The organism is Pedobacter ghigonis (genome assembly GCF_903166585.1).
Classification (GTDB): Bacteria; Bacteroidota; Bacteroidia; order Sphingobacteriales; family Sphingobacteriaceae; genus Pedobacter; species Pedobacter ghigonis.
Window position 1 is genome coordinate 15,690 of record NZ_CAESCM010000020.1, and the last position, 20,238, is coordinate 35,927.

At 39.9% G+C, this 20,238-nt stretch carries 11 protein-coding genes; all 11 read left to right on the forward strand.

From position 1 onward, the window contains the following. The first annotated feature begins 540 nt into the window (after positions 1–540). Entirely contained in the window at positions 541–3,447 is a 2,907-nt protein-coding gene (locus HWV58_RS21960) for a SusC/RagA family TonB-linked outer membrane protein (protein ID WP_175636155.1), read from the forward strand. A gap of 9 nt (positions 3,448–3,456) precedes the next feature. Beyond that, positions 3,457–5,085, forward strand: a complete 1,629-nt coding sequence (locus tag HWV58_RS21965) for a RagB/SusD family nutrient uptake outer membrane protein (protein WP_175636156.1) — start codon at positions 3,457–3,459, stop codon at positions 5,083–5,085. 108 nt (positions 5,086–5,193) lie between these two features. Beyond that, positions 5,194–8,283 carry a SusC/RagA family TonB-linked outer membrane protein gene (locus HWV58_RS21970; RefSeq protein WP_175636157.1) on the forward strand — a complete coding sequence of 1,030 codons (3,090 nt, stop codon included), beginning with the start codon at positions 5,194–5,196 and terminating at the stop codon, positions 8,281–8,283. A 10-nt stretch (positions 8,284–8,293) separates the two neighbouring features. Continuing rightward, a complete protein-coding gene (locus tag HWV58_RS21975; RefSeq protein WP_175636158.1) occupies positions 8,294–10,039 on the forward strand; it encodes a RagB/SusD family nutrient uptake outer membrane protein in 1,746 nt (581 codons plus the stop codon). A 361-nt stretch (positions 10,040–10,400) separates the two neighbouring features. Beyond that, positions 10,401–11,849, forward strand: coding sequence for a hypothetical protein (locus HWV58_RS21980; RefSeq protein WP_175636159.1), 1,449 nt, complete (start codon positions 10,401–10,403; stop codon positions 11,847–11,849). Between the two features lie 11 nt (positions 11,850–11,860). Then, positions 11,861–13,228, forward strand: coding sequence for a M60 family metallopeptidase (locus HWV58_RS21985; RefSeq protein WP_175636160.1), 1,368 nt, complete (start codon positions 11,861–11,863; stop codon positions 13,226–13,228). A gap of 53 nt (positions 13,229–13,281) precedes the next feature. Next, positions 13,282–14,670 (forward strand): alpha-L-fucosidase, encoded by a 1,389-nt coding sequence (locus HWV58_RS21990; protein WP_175636161.1) that lies wholly within the window; start codon positions 13,282–13,284, stop codon positions 14,668–14,670. Beyond that, a complete protein-coding gene (locus HWV58_RS21995; protein ID WP_175636162.1) occupies positions 14,670–16,256 on the forward strand; it encodes a beta-N-acetylhexosaminidase in 1,587 nt (528 codons plus the stop codon). Before HWV58_RS21990 ends, HWV58_RS21995 begins: the two co-directional genes overlap by 1 nt. Before the next feature lie 16 nt (positions 16,257–16,272). Then, positions 16,273–17,775, forward strand: coding sequence for an alpha-L-fucosidase (locus tag HWV58_RS22000; protein ID WP_175636163.1), 1,503 nt, complete (start codon positions 16,273–16,275; stop codon positions 17,773–17,775). 681 nt (positions 17,776–18,456) lie between these two features. Continuing rightward, the gene (locus tag HWV58_RS22005; RefSeq protein WP_175636164.1) at positions 18,457–18,729 is read left to right on the forward strand and encodes a hypothetical protein; all 273 of its coding nucleotides are present in this window, start codon (positions 18,457–18,459) and stop codon (positions 18,727–18,729) included. Between the two features lie 13 nt (positions 18,730–18,742). Then, positions 18,743–20,167, forward strand: coding sequence for an alkaline phosphatase (locus HWV58_RS22010; protein ID WP_235972794.1), 1,425 nt, complete (start codon positions 18,743–18,745; stop codon positions 20,165–20,167). The last annotated feature ends 71 nt before the right edge of the window (positions 20,168–20,238 follow it).

The following is a 20,238-nucleotide window of genomic DNA, read 5'->3' on the forward strand; positions in this document are numbered from 1 at the left end:
TTAATGTTTTTTCTACCTTTTTGTTTACAATTTTCATCTTTTTTAATCAGATAATACTCCAGTTTTGATTTAACCAAAAGCACGTAAAACCAGATAGATTTTATTTTAAAAACAGATTAAAAACAGAGCACCCAGTTGTCAAATGGGAATGCTTTGTAAATGATCTTATTTGGCAAACGCTGCACACGCTTAACAACCAATTTGCTAACCAAAATAAATTTATGCACAAAAACTAACTAAAGAGACTAACCAACAGAGTCGAATCACGACTTTAAAAATGATACCCAATATCAACAAACCAAATTCAACCAACTAATGAAATTTAACCCTAATCAGGGCATTATGCCGATTTGCATATACCCGCACTTTCATTCTGCTATTTACAAGAACAGAATCAAATCTGCTGATTCGTATGCCTTAAGCATAGCTAGAATCCGTACAACAGTAAATACCGACAAATAATTAGGCTAACAGAATTTACGCCTGGGCGTACTCTTGCACGGCAAAATTAAATTGATCAATAAAATAAATTTATTTTAAATGAACAGAACATATACTTTGATTATAAAACGGATGACTCTGTTTGGAGTGATATTATTTTTTGCAAACAGCGCTGATGTTTTGGCATTTCCAAGTCTTGCTAATTCTTTAGGAAATAAGAAATTTCAGGTGCCACTATCAACCCCGAAAAAAAATAAACAAATTCCAAACGATTCATTATCGAAATTAAAAGATTCTCTAAGAACTAGATTAAAGAATTCTATAAATGTAAACTTACCCGATAGCGATGTTCCGGTCTTATTTGGGACACAAAAAAATGTAAAGAAGATTCAATCATCCGCAACGATAAGCGGGGAAGAACTTAAGAGTTTTCCTACGCCGCAGGTTGGTTTAATGCTTTACGGAAAATTGCCCGGCTTGTACGTAGTGCAAAATAATTTCCAGTTAGGGTCTGACGAACCCATCTTATCGTTAAGGGGAAGGTCTCCTCTGGTGGTTATTGATGATGTTCCACGCTCATATTTAAGTATTGACCCTGAGCAAATAGAAAGCATTTCTGTAATAAAGGATGCTTTAGGAACCGGATTGTATGGCATGAAGGCTGCTGATGGGGTGTTGCTGATAACCACAAAACGTGGTGCAAATATGCCTAAGCAAATAACCTTTACCAGTCAATATGGTATTCAGCAGCAAATAGATAGACCTAAGTTTTTGGATGCTTTCAATTATGCCACTTTATTTAATGAGGCATTGGCAAATGATGGCAGGCAAGCCATTTATACAGCATCCGATTTGGATAAGTATAAAAATGGTACAAGCCCGTTTACGCACCCGAATGTAAACTGGGCCGATGAGATTTTAAAGGAAACAGCACCCGTGAGCAGGCAAAATCTTAATTTAAGAGGGGGCACTAAAAAGGTGAGGTATTTTGTAGATCTCGACTATTTGAGCCAAAGTGGTTTTTTGGTTACAGACGCATCCATAAATACTTATGAAACAAACAATAGCTTCAAACGCTTCTCTTTCAGGAGTAACGTTGATGTAGATTTAACGAACAGCACAACACTTAGTGTAAGCTTGTTCGGTAGAATAAGAAACAGCAATCAACCGGGCGCTACGGTAGCCAGTATTTATAGCGCACTATTAACTACACCCAATAATGCTTATCCGAAATTTAATGAAAATGGCTCGCTGGGCGGAAATACCGAATTTCAGAACAACCTGTATGGTATGGCCATCAAATCGGGATATAGACCTTCGATAAACAGAAATTTAGGGGCAGATATTTCATTAATGCAAAAGCTCGACACCTTTTTACCTGGCTTATATGCGAGTGGTGCGATATCTTTCAATTCGTACTACAACGAAAATATAAACAGGAGCAAATCTTTTGCAGTGTATTCTCCGGTAGTAAATCCGGCAACAAACCAAACTACCTATAAAGCGATAGGTGGCGACGGTACGCAGTCTAATAGTTCTTCTCCTACAGATTTAAATCAACAAACATTTTCTCGCTTTGATCTGGGTTATGATAAAACAATTGATAAAAATACTTTTAAGGCGCAGTTATTATTTATTAGAGATAGTTACGTTTTAGGCGGAAATTTATCGCAGGTTAATCAATCGGTAGGCGGACGCTTTAACTACGATTACGACAATAAGTATTTGCTCGAGATTGCCACATCGTACATGGGGTACGACCGGTATAAAAAAGGAGATCAGTGGGGTCTTTTTCCTTCAGTTGGTTTAGGCTGGAATATGGCCAACGAAAATTTCTTTGCTAATTTAAAAAATACCATTAATACTTTAAAATTGAGAGCCTCTTATGGTTTAACAGCCACAAATGCAGCTGCTGGTTATTTCCAGTACCTGCAAAATTTTGATAATGGCGATACATTTTACAGTAGAAACCCGCTAACAAGTTCCAATACAAAAGATGAAGGAGCCTTGGCTAATCCAAATATTACCTGGGAGAAAGCAAAGAAACTTAATGTTGGTATTGATGTTTCCATGCTAAAAGATAAACTATGTTTTACTGCAGATTATTATAAAAACAATTATTACGATTTGTTGCAAATCAGAAGAACAAATGCAAGTGCTGTAATAGGAGCTGTTTTACCGCAAGAAAATATTGGTGAAAACCAATATTCGGGTGTTGAGCTGGGCGTGGGATATCAGGATCAAATAAACAGCTTTAAGTATTTTATTTCTGCAAATGGTAGTTGGAATGCGAGTAAGGTAATATTTAATGATGAGCCTTTTAGAAAAAATGCTTACGAATATAGAACCGGACAACCTGCAGGGCAAACCTTTGGTTACGTAGCAGATGGTTTTTATAATAATACCAGCGAAATTAACAACGGGCCAAAGGTTGATGGCTATCTTCCGGTTCCCGGCGATTTAAAATATAAAGATTTAAATAACGACGGTATCATTAATACCTATGATATGACTGCTATTGGCAGTACTAAACCCGTTTTTTATTATGGTGTAACTGGGGGCTTTAATTTCAAAGGATTTGATTTCTCGTTTACCTTAAATGGTACAGCAAATAGAAATGTGTATTACAATTTCGCCAATTTTGCATCTACAGGCGCAGGTGCCGGCTACGGACAAGCCCTTGAAAGTAGTTTACAAAGATGGACACCAGCTACTGCTTCGCAGGCACAATATCCGCGTTTAAGTGTGGGGATTAACCCAAATAACAATCAAATATCTTCTTTTTGGGTTAAAAATGGCAACTACCTAAGGTTAAGGAATGTAGAAGTAGGTTATAGTTTGCCTGGTAGCTTAATCAAAGTAATCGGACTTACCAATGTCAGGTTATTTGCCAATGGACTCAATCTGCTAACCTCGTCAAATTTAGATGGGGTAGATCCGGAAGTGCTTATTGGAAATGTGCCCAATCAGCGGATATTCAATTTTGGTGTTAACATTCAGTTTTAAATCTTGATTATGAATAATTATAAAAAATACTTCGCTATAATTTGCTTGTTATTTGCTTTTGGCTGTTCGAAACGATTCGAAGCAGAGCCTTTAGACCGGATAACAGGGGATTTAATCTTTGATCCGGTTGATAAGAATGCCGACTATGCAAAACAATTTTTAAACGGAACCTATCTCTTGTTACCCGATTGGTACAACAGGATAGATGGCAGTTTCTTAGATGCGGGAACGGATGATGCGTTGCCTTCGAGGATAGGTACACAGGCCGAATTTTATCGTACCGGTAGAATATCATCTACAACACTTCCTGATGATGTTTGGAGTAGGAATTATCTGGGCATAAGAAGAGCTAATCTTTTTTTAAGCAAAATTGATGTAGTACCAACTACTGCGGTTCTAAAAGCACAATTTAAAGCTGAAGCAAGATTTTTGAGAGCCTATTTTTACTTCGAAATGGTTAAGCGTTGGGGCGGCGTACCTTTAATTGGCGATAAGGTATATACCATTAACGACAATATAAATGTGCCGAGAAACACCCTGGATGAATGTTATGCGTACATCGTTGCTGAATTGGATGCCATAAAAAGCGATCTGTTGCCATACGCCATTACCGATGGAGATTGGGGCAGAGCGAATATAGGAGCTGCAATGGCACTAAAATCGAGGGTGCTTTTGTATGCTGCCAGCCCTTTAAGCAATCCAACAAATAATACGCAGAAATGGGCATTGGCCGCACAGGCAGCCGCAGATGTTAAAGCTTTAGGCTATACCCTGGTTACCGATTGGATTGCCAATTTCAATGCTACTAAAAATACCGAGTTTATTTTTATTAAACAGAACGCGTTAAATACAAATATCGAAATTAATAATGGGCCAATAGGGTATTTACAGGGTGTTGGATTAACAAGTCCGTCGCAAAACCTGGTAGATGCATTTTTGATGCTTGATGGAAAAGCGATTTCTGATGCAGGATCGACATACGATCAGAACAATCCTTATCTAAACAGAGATCCAAGGTTAACGGCAACCATTATGCATAATGGCAAAAATTGGTTGGGCAGACCGGTTGAAACATTTGAGGGCGGACAAGATAAGCCCGGAGGAAATAGAACGCAAACCAGAACCGGTTATTACCTCAGAAAATTCATGGGGAAATTTGAAACTTCTACTACATACACCAACCAGGCACACCATGTAATCTTATTCAGGTATGCCGAAATTTTGTTAAATCATGCAGAAGCTTTAAACGAATCGGGTGGCCCGGTTGCAGATATCGTTAACAACCTGGTTTTAATCAGAAAAAGAGCAGGTATTCTTCCAGGTACCAATAATCTTTACGGTTTATCGCTCACACTGAACAAAGACGAATTGCGTAAAATAATTCAAAACGAGCGCCGTATAGAATTTGCTTTTGAAGAACATAGAACCTGGGATTTGAGAAGGTGGAAGCTGGCTGAAATTGAATTAAATAAACCAGTTAGAGGTGTACAGATTATCAAAAACGGAACGGCCTTATCTTACAGCTATTTCAATTCTGCCAACGCTGTTTTCGATACTAAAATGTATTGGTACCCTATACCACAAGCCGAAATATTAAGCAATAACAAAATGGTTCAAAATCCAGGATGGTCTAATTAGTAAAGAGCATCATTAAAAAATAATGGAACCATCACGATTTTTTCAAATCGTACAGATGAAATAAAATCATGATGGCTTCATCGCCGATAAAAAAGAAACTATATACAGATGAAAAAAATACTGAATATAATATTGCTTGTGCTGATAACTAATCTAGTTTATGCCCAAACGAAAGTTGTACGGGGTGTTGTTGTAGATGATAAGGGTACAACACTAATTGCTACAACAGTTACCGAAGAAGCAAACCCGAAGAACATCGTGATTACCAATACCAGTGGCGCTTTTAACATAAAAGTTGGCGCAAACAGTACCAGGTTAATTATAAGTTCTATAGGTTACATTAAAAAAGTGGTTACAATTACCAACCAACCATTAAATATTGTTTTAAAAGAAGATAATTCAAATTTAAACGAAGTAGTTATAGTTGGTTTTACCCCACAAAAGAAGATAACCAACGCCGGTGCAACCAGTACCGTATCGGGTAAAGAACTAAGGCAGAGCCCAGCCGCAAGTTTTCAAAATGCATTAGCTGGTAGGCTACCTGGTTTATTCCAACAGCAAACCAGCGGTCAGCCAGGTGCCGATGCAGCCAATATTTACATTCGTGGTGTAAGTACTTACACCGGTGCTTCTAACAGACCTTTAGTTATTGTCGATGATGTAGAGTATCCTTACGAACAGCTAAGTCAGTTAAGTTCTAATGAAATTGAAACGGTTTCCATTTTAAAGGATGCATCTTCAACAGCTATATATGGTATTAAGGGTGCCAATGGAGTAATTGCGATTACGACCAGAAGAGGTACATTTTCTGCTCCAAAAATTACATTTAGAAGTGATTTTGGCTTGCAAATGCCAACCATAAGAAGAAAACCACTCGATTCTTACAATGCATTAACCTTATTAAAGGAACAAGAGGTAAACGAAGGAAGAGATCCGAACCTTACTTATCCCGGTCTGGTTACCGACGAAGCCTTGAATCATTTTAAATTAGGCGATGATCCATATCGCTACCCGAGTGTAAAATGGTACGATGAAGTTATGCGCAAAAGTGCTTTGCAGCAAAGCAATAATATTGATATCGTTGGGGGTACACAAAATTTAAAGTATTTCGTGGCATTGGGCAACCTCAATCAAAACGGTATTTTAAAAGAAATCCAAAAAGACGAAAACTTTAATAGTAACTATTATTTAAAAAGATACAATATCAGATCGAATGTTGATTTAAATGTAACTAAAACACTAACATTAAAGTTAGATCTTTCGGCCAGGTTTAACGAAATTAATGAACCAAACCTGCCAGATGTTCTTGCCGGTGGTGCTATTTCTATTTGGAGAAGGCTAAGCAGCGGTCTTTTAAACCCATGGAACTACCCTGTAAAAAATGAAGATGGAAGTTACGGAGGTAGAAAATCTGCTACATTAAATCCGGTTGGTATTTTACAATATGCAGGTTATAACAGAAGATACAGTAATAACCTTAACCTAAACTTAAAGGCCAATCAGAATTTAGATTTTTTAACTAAAGGTCTTGCGGCAAGGGTAATCTTAGCTTATACCAATAATGTAGAGTTTAACCGCTCGCTAACCAGAGGACGTTTCCCAACTTATGCGTACCTGCCGGGCTCTGATGTTTTAGATCCGGTTTTTCCTGAGTTAAGCAGGTTAGAACCTTTAACTGCGTCTACTGCATTCGATGCCAATGTATCTGCTTATCCGCTTCGCAAAATCAATGCACAAGGTATTTTAGATTATAACCGCCAGTTCGGAGACCATAATTTATACGGTCTGATTGTTTATAACCAGTTGGCTGATATTTCGGGATCAAACATTCCTGCAAATTTTAGAGGGTATTCTGCAAGGGTAGGATACAATTACAAATCGAAGTATATATTCGAATTAAACGGTGCATATAATGGTACCGATAGGTTTAAAGCCAATAAAAGAAATGGTTTGTTTCCGGCAGTAAGTGTTGCCTGGAACATTAGCGAAGAACCTTTCTTTAAAAAAGCGCTTCCATTTATCAATTACATGAAATTTAGAAGCTCGCTGGGTACTGTTGGCTCGGATGATTTTCCAAATACTTACCGCTATATCTACGAAGAAATTTATAATGCCCCGGCAACAGCTGCAAACTCTTATTGGTTTGGGGAGAATAACACCCTGCAGTACGGAATTACCCCTGGTGCTCTGGCAAACGAAGATGTAAGGTGGGAACAGGAGCGTAAGCTGGATATTGGTACCGATATTAAATTGCTGAATAGTAAACTGGGAATAACCTTCGATTATTTTAACCATAAAAGATACGATATTTTAACAGTTAGGGAAACGGTTCCTAATTTCTCTGGTATTAGCTTGCCTCCGGTAAATTTGGGTATCGTAAACAATAAAGGTTTTGAACTCGATCTTTCGTACCAAAACAAGCTATCAGAAAACTTCTCTTATTTTGTTAAAGGGAACATTTCCATTTATAAAAACAAGATCATTTATCGCGACGAACCTTATAACCAGGGTAATCCATTACTGATGCGCACTGGCAGGCCTATTGGTCAGATTTATGGCTACACCAATATTGGTTTCTATAACGATGCTGCCGATATCGCAAATAGTCCAACATCTGTTGGTAGGGTAGTTAAGCCAGGTGATTTGAAATATGCCGATATCAATAACGACGGAAAGATCGATCAGGGCGATATTGGCCCAATTGGTAATCCCAATATCCCTCAAATAAATTATGGTTTTTCTTTAGGAACAAGCTACAAAGGATTTGATATTTCTGTGCTTTTTCAGGGCGCTGCAAAAGGAAGTTTAAGTGCATCAACCATGTTCCAGATAGGAAATGTTAATGGTACCCCATCCGAAATACATTTAAGCAGATGGACACCTGAAACCAAAGAAACCGCACTGTTGCCGCGTTTAGGTGGTGCCAATTTCGATCAGTCAACGTTTTGGTTACGCCCAACGGATTACATCAGACTTAAAAACGTAGAACTAGGATATAACTTTAATAATAAACTGGTAAATAAAATCGGTTTATCAAGCGCACGGATTTATGGAAGCGCAGCAAACCTGATTACCTGGTTTAAACTGAAAATTTATGATGTAGACCCTGAGTCTATAAATTCTACAGGAACGGTTGAGGCCTACTCATCTTATCCTCAGCAAAAAATTGTAAACCTAGGCTTACAGGTAACATTTTAATCATAAGAAAATGAAAAATATTAATTATTTAAAAACCCTAATGTTTGTAGGCTTATTAGCCATGGGGGCTGCTGCCTGCAAAAAAACTGATAGCAGTAGTTTTTTGGATAAAACAGATGTGGGGCAGCTTAATGAGGCTACCGTATTTGCAGATAGTTTATTAACATTCCGCTTTTTAACAGGTATTTACACTGGCCTGGCAGGAACATATTATCTGGATAATGGCTTAACCGGTGGCGGTTTATGGTCGTACAGCGATGCATCCGACGATTCGGATATCGTATGGAGTGGCGCTACTGCACAAATAGCGCCTGCATTTAATTCGGCAACCTTTCAAAGTCAGGCCGATTTTAGTCGATTCAAAAATCACTGGAACAACTGTTACAATAACATTAGGCGTGCGAATGTTTTTCTGGCAAATGTAGATAGATCTCCAATTTCGGCAGCCAGGAGGGCAACGCTGAAGTTAGAAGCCAGGTTTTTAAGGGCTTATTATTACTGGCATTTGCTACGCAATTACAGCGGTGTTCCGGTTATTGGTGATAAAGTGTATGCAATTACCGATGATTTCGGTTTAGCCAGATCTACCTTTGCCGAAACGGTAAATTACATTGTTAGCGAACTGGATGCTTGTGCTGCTTTACCTGTAACCACAAAAATTGAAGATTTCGGACGCCCAACCAAGGGTGCTGCATTGGGTTTAAAGTCAAAAGTTTTACTTCTGGCCGCAAGTCCGCTGTTTAATGGGCAAAATCCGGGTACAGGTACCAATAAAAGTCTGGCAGGTTACGATAATTTAGATAACAACAGATGGAAACTCGCTGCCGATGCTGCAAAAGCAGTAATAGACATGGGGATTTACAGCTTAGTTAAAGATAATACCACTGCTCCGGGTTATGGCTATTATCAGATGATGATTACCAGAAATACCCCTGAACATATATTTCAGGTGATGAAATCGACAAACAGATGGTACGAAGGTTTCCTGCTTCCGGTTTCCCGAGGTGGACAGGCTTATTCCTATCCAACGCAAGAGTTGGTTGACACTTATCCAATGAAAAATGGCAAAAACATTAAGGAAACAGGATCGGGTTATGTAGAAGCAGATATGTATAAAGACAGAGATCCCCGTTTTTACTACTCTATATTATACGATGGCAGTTTGTGGTTAAACAACACCACTAATACCAAAACAGTTGTGAACTTATATGCCAATGCCCCTGGGGATGGTTTAGGGACTTCGGGTTCCACTAAAACAGGGTATCTATACCGTAAATTCTGTCACGAAGGTGCTGGTGGTAATTTTGGTATATCAAATAACATTGGTTTGGTTGCTATCAGATACGCGGAAATACTACTCAACTATGCCGAAGCACTTAACGAGTTTAGCGGGCCAGGCACAGAAGTATATCAGGCTATAGAGCAAATTAGGGAAAGAGCAGGTTTAGTTCCGTTTCAGTTGCCTTTAGGGCTTACTAAGGAGCAAATGAGAGAGGTAATTAGAAATGAAAGAAGGGTAGAGCTAACCTACGAAGAAGCAATCAGGTTCTTCGATATCAAAAGATGGAAACTGGCAGAAACTTTAATAAACGGCCCAGCCGGCGGCATGAGATGGACACGTAGCGGATCGACTGTTACTGGTGCGCGTTTTTCTTTCGAAACCAGAAGATTTACAAATCCTCAGATGTATTATTTCCCCATTCCACAATCAGAGATTAATAAGAGTGCGGTCCTGATCCAAAACCCGGGTTGGTAAGAGATCGGTTTTCAGTTAGCAGTTTTAAGTTGATAATTAACAGTTGTCGAATCGTTTAAATGCAATTAACCAATTGCAACAATTAGACAGTTAACCTATTTACTCAGTTTTTAATTAGCAATGACGTGTGTGCAACAACCTATAGGTTAAAGCCACCGTCATTGCTTACGAAAGCAATTGGAATAAGGAAGCAATGCTTTTGGATAAACAATACATTGGAAAAAGCTTCACAGATGAGTTGTAAAGCATAACAAACAGGAAGAAAAGATGGGACGGGTATTAAAATTTACTTTTTAGGAATTATTAAAACGAATACGAATGAAATACAACTAAATAATCCATAACCTAAACCACTTAAACAATGAAAAACACCAAACAAATTTGCCTGGCTCTGCTCTTAGCTGCTTCAAGCAGCATGTTAATGAGCGGATGCAAAAAAGCACCTGTTGCAGAACCACAAACAACAACGCTGGCAAAACCAAACGCATTGGCATCAGGCTCGGGAACCACTCCGCCGAGTTTTGTTACCAATACCAAAAATTTAAACATTGTGATGTTTGTGCCGACAGATAATCCGGCACTATCCGATTACAAAACCAGATTAACCGGTTTAATGGTTCATTTTCAGAACTGGTTTCATACCGAAATGTTAAGGTATGGCTACGACAAGTACATGGGGTTATCTAAAATCGACTCGACCGGACTGGTAAGGTTTATTGAAATCCCGGCAGCAGGTCCGCAGGCAGATTACCCTTATTCTTCGAGTGTATCGGCAACCAAAATCTTAAACGAAATTGCGGCCTACAAAGCTACACATGCATCAGAATTTTCAAATTCGAGCCACACACTTATTTTATTGCCACAAAGAACAGATGTTGCCGCCGGTGATCAACCCTTTTATGGTTATGGTAAAAACTGTTTTGCCGTTGATAATGCAAATATGGCAGTCGATAAAATTCCAAATCCAAGCTCCAATTATCTAGGTGGAATGTTGCACGAATTGGGACATGGTTTAAACTTACCACACGATCACGCCAAATATGCTTCCGAACAACCAACGTTGGGCACTTCATTAATGGGGTCGGGTAATGTTTCATTTAGTAAAGGACAGCCTACTTTTTTAACTGAAGTTGATGCTGCAATCCTAAACAGAAACGAAATTTTCCAGGATCCATTGCCACTCGAAATCCCTTATGAAGCTGCAACCACAACAATTAGTGCCAATGCTTCATTTAACAGTACCAATCAAACAATTAACTTATCTGGTAGTTTTACCAGCGATAAAGAGGTTAGTGATGTATTGGTTTACCTCGATCCAAATGTGAATAACGAAGGGGTAGGCACCAATAAAGATTATAATGCAGTAACCTGGCGATTTAACCCGGGGGCAAGTCAAACTCTTTCCGGATCTATGCCATTAAGTGAACTTTATTATAAAAATAACGAGACTTATGAGTTAAAAGCTAAATTGCTGCTAAAAAACGGCAATACGATAACCCAAACGTATTCATTCTCGTTCCTGAACGGTGTACCGCAAATAGGAGCTAACGGATCGGCTAGTTTTTTCCCGAATACCAGTTATACCGGAACTGCTGTATCGTTGCCAGTTGGCAATTATACCACCGCCGATCTAATTAGTTTGGGTATTGGTAACAATACCGTTTCATCAGTAAAGGCTAGTCTCGGTGTAAAGATAATTATGTACGATGGCGACAATTTTACCGGTAGCAGCTATGAGGTTACCTCGCAAATTTGGTATATGCCTACCTTTAACGATAAAGCCTCATCAATTAAAGTAATAGCCCTGTAAACTAAACCGATATGAAAAAGATATATCCCTTAAGCTTACTTAGCTTCGCTTTCTTACTGTCGGTTACGGCTTGCAAAAAAGCAAATACAGCAGCCGATAGTCAAACATTTTCGTTAAAAAATAAGGTTTCAGCTACTGGCCCGGTATCGGGTATGGTTGCGCCGGTAACCCAAACCTATACCGAAAATGTAGGTAGTCAGGCGGTGGCAAACCGGCTAATCCAGTCGAACCATAACGAAATGCTGCCAACCGGTTACTACGTGGCAGCAAACGACTCTATTTATGTTACCGTTGCTCAGGTAAGCGGCACCCGTTTGCCACAACTGGTATTGGGTACACCTTTTAGAGATAACATCAGGCCCGTGCGCACTTATTATACCCTGCAGGTTGGTTTAAACAAAATTAAAGCCGATCAGTATGGTGGAATGGCCTGGGTAAAATATGTAAGCAGTGCTACTCCGGCTGCTTCGGCAAGCCTGAGCTTCGGCAAGGGTTTTAAACCGGTGCCTTACTTTAAGAAAAATGTAACCAGCCATGCCGATTGGTTAACCATGCTCGATAGTTTGAGCAATGTACCAGATGTAATCATCGAAACCGACCGTGCGCTTGTAGTGGCGCGCAGAGACGATGCCATTACCTATAAAACAGACGATCAGCAGGTGTTGAGTACCAAAATTGACCAGGTTGTTGATGCCGAAGATGCCTTTAGTGGTATAGACGGATCAACAGCATTGCACACCAAAGGACCTTATAAATACCTCATTACCGTTAAAGATCCGGCAAATTCTGGCGATTACATGGCAGCGGGAATCGGTATTTTTTATATCCGTTCTTTAACCTACCGCATTTTGCAAAATGCCAATGTGAATGGTGTTTCGGGCTGGGGTTTATGGCACGAAGTTGGGCACATTCACCAACAAGGCCCGTGGACCTGGACCGGTTTAACCGAGGTTACAGTTAACCTGTATGCTTTGGCTGCTGAAAGGTATTTTGCGGTTACACCATCTCGGATGAACCGAGATGGAAAATGGACTTCTGTTGATAATTATTTTGCTATTGCACAGGCTAGCCGTAATTTTAATGGCACCATTACCAATGCCAACGATGTGAGGCTGGGCATGTTTTATCAGTTATGGATGGCCTATGGTGATAGTTTTTATATTGCCCTGCATAAACAAACCCGTACCGAAAACCCTTCGCTAACAACTGATGCAGCAAAAATGCGTTATTTTATGCTGAAGGCCTGTAACATCAGTGGTAAGGATTTGAGCGACTTTTTTAAGAAATGGGGACTGCCGGTAACACAGTCTGTTTATGATGAAATAACTGCCCTGGGATTACCTGCACCAGCAACTGATTTGACAACTTTAAGAGATTAAAATTTAATACCTTACACTCCGGAAGCGTTTTTCCGGAGTGTATAATTTGGCTAATGAAAAAAATATACCTGCTTTCTTTATTTATGCTGTGCCAAGCCTTAAGGCTATCAGCACAATCAGGTCCTATCGATCAGTTTAAGGCCGATAAATTTGGCATGTTCCTCCATTGGGGATTGTATGCGCAAACCGCCGGCGACTGGAAAAACCATGTCGTAAAAGGAGGTGAACATTTTATGCTGTACGAGCGTATTCCGGTGAGCGAGTATGTTACTATTGCCAATCAATTCAATCCAACAAAATTCGATGCCGATGCCTGGGTTAAACAGGCTAAAACCGCCGGAATGAAATATGTTGTTTTTACAGCAAAACACCACGATGGTTTTGCGATGTACAATTCGGCCAGCAGCGATTACAATATTGTAAAACGGAGTCCGTTTAAACGCGATCCGGTTGCAGAGCTGGCCAAAGCCTGCAAAAAATATAATTTAATGCTTTGCCTGTACTACTCTTTGGGCAGAGATTGGCAAGATCCGGATGTGCCAACCAACTGGCCGGTAAAGGCCGGAAGAAGCAACACCTGGGATTATCCGAACGAAGACGGGAAGGTTTTTAACCGTTATTTTGAAAGAAAGGTTAAACCACAAATTACAGAGTTATTGAGCAATTATGGGCCTATTGGCGTGCTTTGGTTCGATACGCCAGAATTAATCAGTAAAAGCGAAAGTGCCGAACTGAAAGCACTTGTTCATAAATTACAACCCAATTGTTTGGTAAATAACCGCATTGGAAATGGTTTAGGCGATTTTTCGATCTCAGAACAATCATTAACACCATCATCAAAAAAAGCATGGGAATCGTGCTTAACCATAGGCAAAAACTGGGGGTATAACCGGCACGATAGCACCTGGAAATCGCCGGATGTATTGGTGCGACATTTGGTAGAAGTAGTAGCCAACGGCGGCAACCTTTTATTAAACATTGGTCCGCAAGGCGATGGTACATTTCCCGATTGGGCTACGTCAAGATTAAACGCAATAGGGGGCTGGATGAAAACCAACCACGAAGCCATTTATGGTACACAACCCTGGCTGGTGGTTAAAGAAACCACGGCAACTGCCGAAGAAAGCAGCACCATTGAAGCCAGTAAAAACGCTACTAAAGATGCTGTTTTTGATGGCACACCACAAACTATCGCACCAGATGTATATTACACAGCAAAAGGTAAAGTTATTTATGCGTTTTTAAGAAGCTGGCCAACGCCACAGGTAATATTGAAACAGATCAATAACAAAACCGCATCTGTAAAATACATTAGCCTGTTAGGCAGCAAAAAGAAAATTAAATGGACCGGTACCAATCAGGAATTGAAGCTGGATTTGCCTGCTGATTTTAAAAATATAACCGATGTACCGGTTTACGTATTAAAAATAACTACCAATTAATGAAATTACTTGTTCTGGCCCTTTCGTTTTTTACCACTGTTGCATTTGCCCAGGTTGGCAACATTATCCCCATGCCCGATAAATATGTTAAAGGCAACGGCTTTTTTACGTTGAATAACAACAGTACCATTAGCTACAATAATAACCAGTTAAAAACAATAGCTTACTATTTTCAGAATGAGTTGTTGAGCCAAAAAGGTATTACGATACAAAGGCAAACTAAAGCGGCAAATATTGCGCTGGTACTTAAACCAAATGCGAAAATTACCGATTCGAGTGCTTACCAGTTGAATATAAAACCTGATCAGGTTACCATTTCGGCTAGTCATCCTAACGGCGTTTTTTATGGTGTAATTTCCTTATTGCAAATGGCGCTTACCAGTAAAAATAATCAGATCGAGGCGGCAGAAATCAGCGATGCAGCAGCTTACGGCTGGCGCGGCTTCATGCTCGACGAATCGCGCCATTTTTTTGGTAAACAAAAGGTGAAATCGATTTTAAACTGGATGGCCTTTTACAAACTCAACACCTTTCACTGGCATTTAACCGATGAACCAGGCTGGCGCTTAGAAATCAAGAAATACCCAAATCTGGCACTTATTGGCGGAATTGGCGATTATTTAAATCCAGGTTTACCGGCTCAGTTTTATACTCAGGCCGATATTAAAGAAATTGTGGCTTATGCCGCAGAACGATACATTAAGGTTATCCCCGAAATTGATATGCCAGGTCACGCAACAGCGGCCAACAAGGCTTATCCCGAATTTTCGGGCGGTGGTTCGGCTGGGCACCCTGAGTTTACCTTTAACCCCGGTTTAGAAAAAACATACCGCTACCTAACCGATATATTAAAAGAAACCAATGTACTTTTTCCTGCCGGAATGATCCACCTTGGAGGCGATGAAGTGAGCTATGGCAACGAAAAGTGGAAAAGCAATGCCGATATATTAAAACTACGTGAGCGTGAAAAGCTTAATAATGATACAGAAGTAGAGCAATATTTCATGAAACGCATGGCCGATTCGCTTTACAGCCTCCGTGCCAAAGCAATTTTTTGGGATGAAATGGTTGATGTTAACGTGCCAAAAGAAAAAACGATTATCTTCTGGTGGAGACATGATAAACCAAGCCAGTTGCGTACAGCACTTAGTAAAGGCTATCAAACGGTTTTATGCCCCAGATTGCCGCTTTATTTCGATTTTGTGCAGGATAGTACCCATCAGTACGGCCGCAAGTGGAATAAGTTATATAACCCGATTGAGCAGGTATACCAGTTCGATGCGCGCGCCTTTGCTGCAGATGCAAAAGAGCAAACACTCATTTTAGGTATTCAGGCCGACCTTTGGACCGAAACCGTGGATGGCGATTTTCGCCTGGATTATTTACTTTTTCCACGTATTGCTGCATTGGCCGAAGCCGCCTGGACTAAAAATTCACGCAAAGATTTCGCGGTATTCAGCAACAGTTTAAAGCCACATTTAGCACTTTATGGCCAGGCAGGTTTATATTATTACAATCCTTCAAAACCACTGCAAAATCCCGAATTGCCGGTAAAAAGGAAGAAACCCTTAAATTATAAAGATTAAACACACAAAAATATACATGAAAAATACGTTAAGATGCGCATTAATTGCTGTTGCGGCAGTTGCTGGTATAAGCCAGGCAAGCGCACAATGGACAGGCCCTAAAAAGAAGAGTGACACGCTGATTGAAGTTAAATATGGTTCGCTAACACCGCGCAACCGTACCGATGCCAATATGCAGGCCTTCCGCAGTTATGGCCTGGGTCAGTTTATCCACTGGGGCATTTATTCTATTGCTGGTAATGAGTGGAATGGTGTAAGTGCAAGAGGTGGAGCGGCAGCTTCAGAGTGGATCCGCTCGTGGGGTGGCCCAACTGCGCCTAAAGACTGGACAAAAACTTACGATAATTTATATAAACAGTTTAATCCTAAAGATTTTGATGCCAAACGCTGGGCCAAACAAGCCAAAGATATGGGGGCAAAGTATGTGATTTTTACCACCAAGCATCATGATGGTTTTGCACTTTGGCCAACCAAATATTCGGATTACAACATTAGCAACACTCCTTACAAAAAGGATATTGTAAAGCAGATTGTAGATGCTTACACTGCCGAAGGAATTGATGTGTACTTATATTTCTCCATTCTGGAATGGAACAACCCAAACTATATGGGGAAGGCACCAAAAACAGATGAAGAAAAAGCAAAGTTTGATAAATTTTTACAGTACACGCGCAACCAGTTGTTAGAACAGCTGAAAAACTACCCGCAGATTAAAGGTTTTTGGTTTGATGGTACCTGGGATGCTTCGTGGAAAAGTGCATATCAGTTTACCTACAATCTGGAAAAAGAACTTCGCGAAAAACATCCGGGATTAATCATTGGTTCACGTTTTCGCAATGATGAGCACGGATCGCGACATTTCGATTCGAATGGGGTTATACTGGGTGATTACGAGCAAGGCTGGGAGCGTAAGCTGCCTGTAGAGTTCGAGTGGTTAAACGGTAACGATTGGGATGCAGTAATGACTATTCCGCCAAATGGCTGGGGTTACATGAAAGATTGGTCGGGCATTTATACTAAAACTACCGACGATTTGTTGGATATGCTGATGCATTCGGTATCGATGAACGGCAATTTTGTATTAAACTTTGGTCCCGATGGTAACGGAAATATGCACCCCGAAGAAGATAAAATTGCAGCTGAAATAGGTCAATGGGTAAAACAAAATGCCGAGGCGGTTTATGGGGTGCGTCATGCGGCTTTAACACCTTCAAAACTGGGCTATTTTACCCAAAAGGAAGATCAGTTGTACTTAACTGTTTTCAATAAGCCTGTTAATGGCATTGTACGTATCGCCGTGCCTAAAAATGCTACACAGGTTCCAGGGAGTGCGGCACTGCTAATCGGTGATAAAAGCTTAACGTTAAAACAATCAGATATTGGAATCGACCTGGATAAGAATACTTATTTTGATGTTCTCCTTCCAAAAGATTTCCAGCCCAGCCAGGCATTTGTAATCAAGATGAAACTGGTTGCTGCAAAAACTAAAACAACAAAATTAATGGATGCCAAAATGTAATTGGACATCTTCTTTTGACATGCTCAGTGAGCTGAAAACTTAATTAATATAATTCAAATGGAGACAAAGTGGTAGTATAAGTTTTGGTTTATTAGGATATCCAATACAATTACCAGAAATACTGATAATGTACGTAGGATTGGTGATCTAATGTGCAGCAGTATAAACATTTTGATTAGTTAGTTAATAATTGCGTAGCGATGGATGTTGCTGCGCAATCCTTTTATTGTCCTTGTTTATACGAGGATAAACGAGAGGCGCGATTGTATCGCTATGCATTGCAAATGCCTGTTTCTCAAGTGCTCGTTACAAAGCATGACGATTACGGTTTTACCGTCTTATATATTACATATTTATTATTGTCCTCGTTTGTAACGAGGATAAACGAGAGGCGCGATTGTATCGCTATGCATTAGAAATGCATATTTCCCTCATCCTCGTTGCAAACGAGGACGATTAAGGAGATTAAAGATTTTTGACCCTATTAATATACAATTAAAACTGGCAGCCTCCTTTTAACAATTTCGTAATCCTAATTAACCACAGTGGTAATAGCAGCTTTTCATCTTTGTATCATATTTCCGGAGGTTAAAACAATAACACATTAATCGGTTATTGCTTTACTATTTTATTGTCTTCGATATCGAGCGCTTCCGGGAAAGATAATTTAAGCGAAATAATATGAGACTGATTTCCTGCGTTGCCTTGTTAATGGTTATCCCTGCAGTAGCCTTATTGATTAAAGCGGATGACTTACCGGTTAATAAAACAACGGATGCAGCTCCGCAACAGCTTAAAAAAAATATCGGGCAATTAAACACAGCACATTTATCGGTAACTCAGTCAACGGTAAAAGATAATTCAGGTAAAGATGAATCTTACAAAACCGGTTGCAGTCCACGTTTTGATGGGCGAAGTTATTTCAGCTCCATTCCTTTATTTACCAAACCATAATTAAGGCATTCTGATGCCACAGAAATATATGAACAGAAGATCGTTATTAAAAGGCGGCTTATTGGCTGGCTTTGGCTTGCCTTTAATTGGCCTGAAAGATGTGATAGCCGCACCCGTTGGCGGAAGTAAAAAAGCAAAAAACATTATCATGATGGTGAGCGATGGCATGAGCACAGGCACTTTAAATATGGCCGATTTATATGCCAATCGCACCTTTGGCAGAAGCAGTAAATGGTTAGGGCTTTACCGCGACAATAAAGCCGTAAGAGCTTTAATGGATACTGCTTCGGCCAGCTCGATGGTTACCGATTCGGCTGCTGCCAGCTCTTCATGGGGTGGGGGCATACGCGTTAAAAATGGTTCGCTTAATGTGGGCATGAATGGCGAAAAACCACAGCCCATTTTGCAGAAATTTAAAGAAAACGGTAAAAAAGTAGGTTGTGTAACTACTGTACCTATTACCCATGCTACACCTGCCGGTTTCTGTGTAAATATTGATAACCGTGGCGGACAGGACTTGATTGCAGAAATTTACCTGGGCTTAAAATTTGATGTGATGATGGGAGGCGGAAGCAAGTATTTCGGCGAGAAAAGGGCCGGAGGAAACCTATTGCCTAAATTTTTAACCCAGGGTTATAAAGTGGCCGAAAATCGTAACGAAATGCTGGCTTTAGACAAATCGAAACCTGTTTTAGGGCTTTTTGCAGAAGATGGATTGCCTTACGAGATAGACCGCCAGCACGATGCTAAACTTCAAAAAGAAGTGCCAACTCTGGCCGAAATGACCATGAAAGCCATCGAGCTGATGAAAGATAATCCTAAGGGTTTTGCGCTACAGGTTGAAGGTGGAAAGGTAGATTGGGCAGCACATTCCAACGATTTAAGCGGACTTATTTTCGATCAGCTGGCTTTTGATGAAGCCGTAGGCAAAGTAATTGAATTTGCCGAAAAGGATGGCGAAACATTGGTAATTATTACAACCGATCATGGTAATGCCAATCCTGGTTTGTTTTATGCAGACGAGGCCAATAAAAAATTTGATAGCCTGCAACGATTTAAACATAGCAATACCTGGTTGCTGGGCCAGCTTAACCAATCGTTTAGTGAGCAAAAAATCATGGAAATGATTAAAGAAAACCAGGGTGTTGAGATGAAAGCTGATGATGTAAAATCTTTGCTAAACCATTTTAAAGATATTGTTCCCGGAGAATTGTACAACGAATCAAATCTGCCGTTTTACGAGTATGGAAAAATTCTGAGTAAATATACAGATGTACAATGGGCTGGGATGAACCACACTGGCGATTATGTGGAATTAACCATGTTTGGCCCTGGATCAGATCAATTAAAGCCTTTCGTTAAAAATTACGAACTGCATAATTTTATGCTAAAAGCCGCCGAAATGCCCGAAAGCTTTCTGGTATCGGTAGGGAAGTAGTTTATTGGCTCATTTGTTCAATGGTTCATAAGTTCAATAGCCATTAGTTCATTGGTGTGCGATATCTAAGT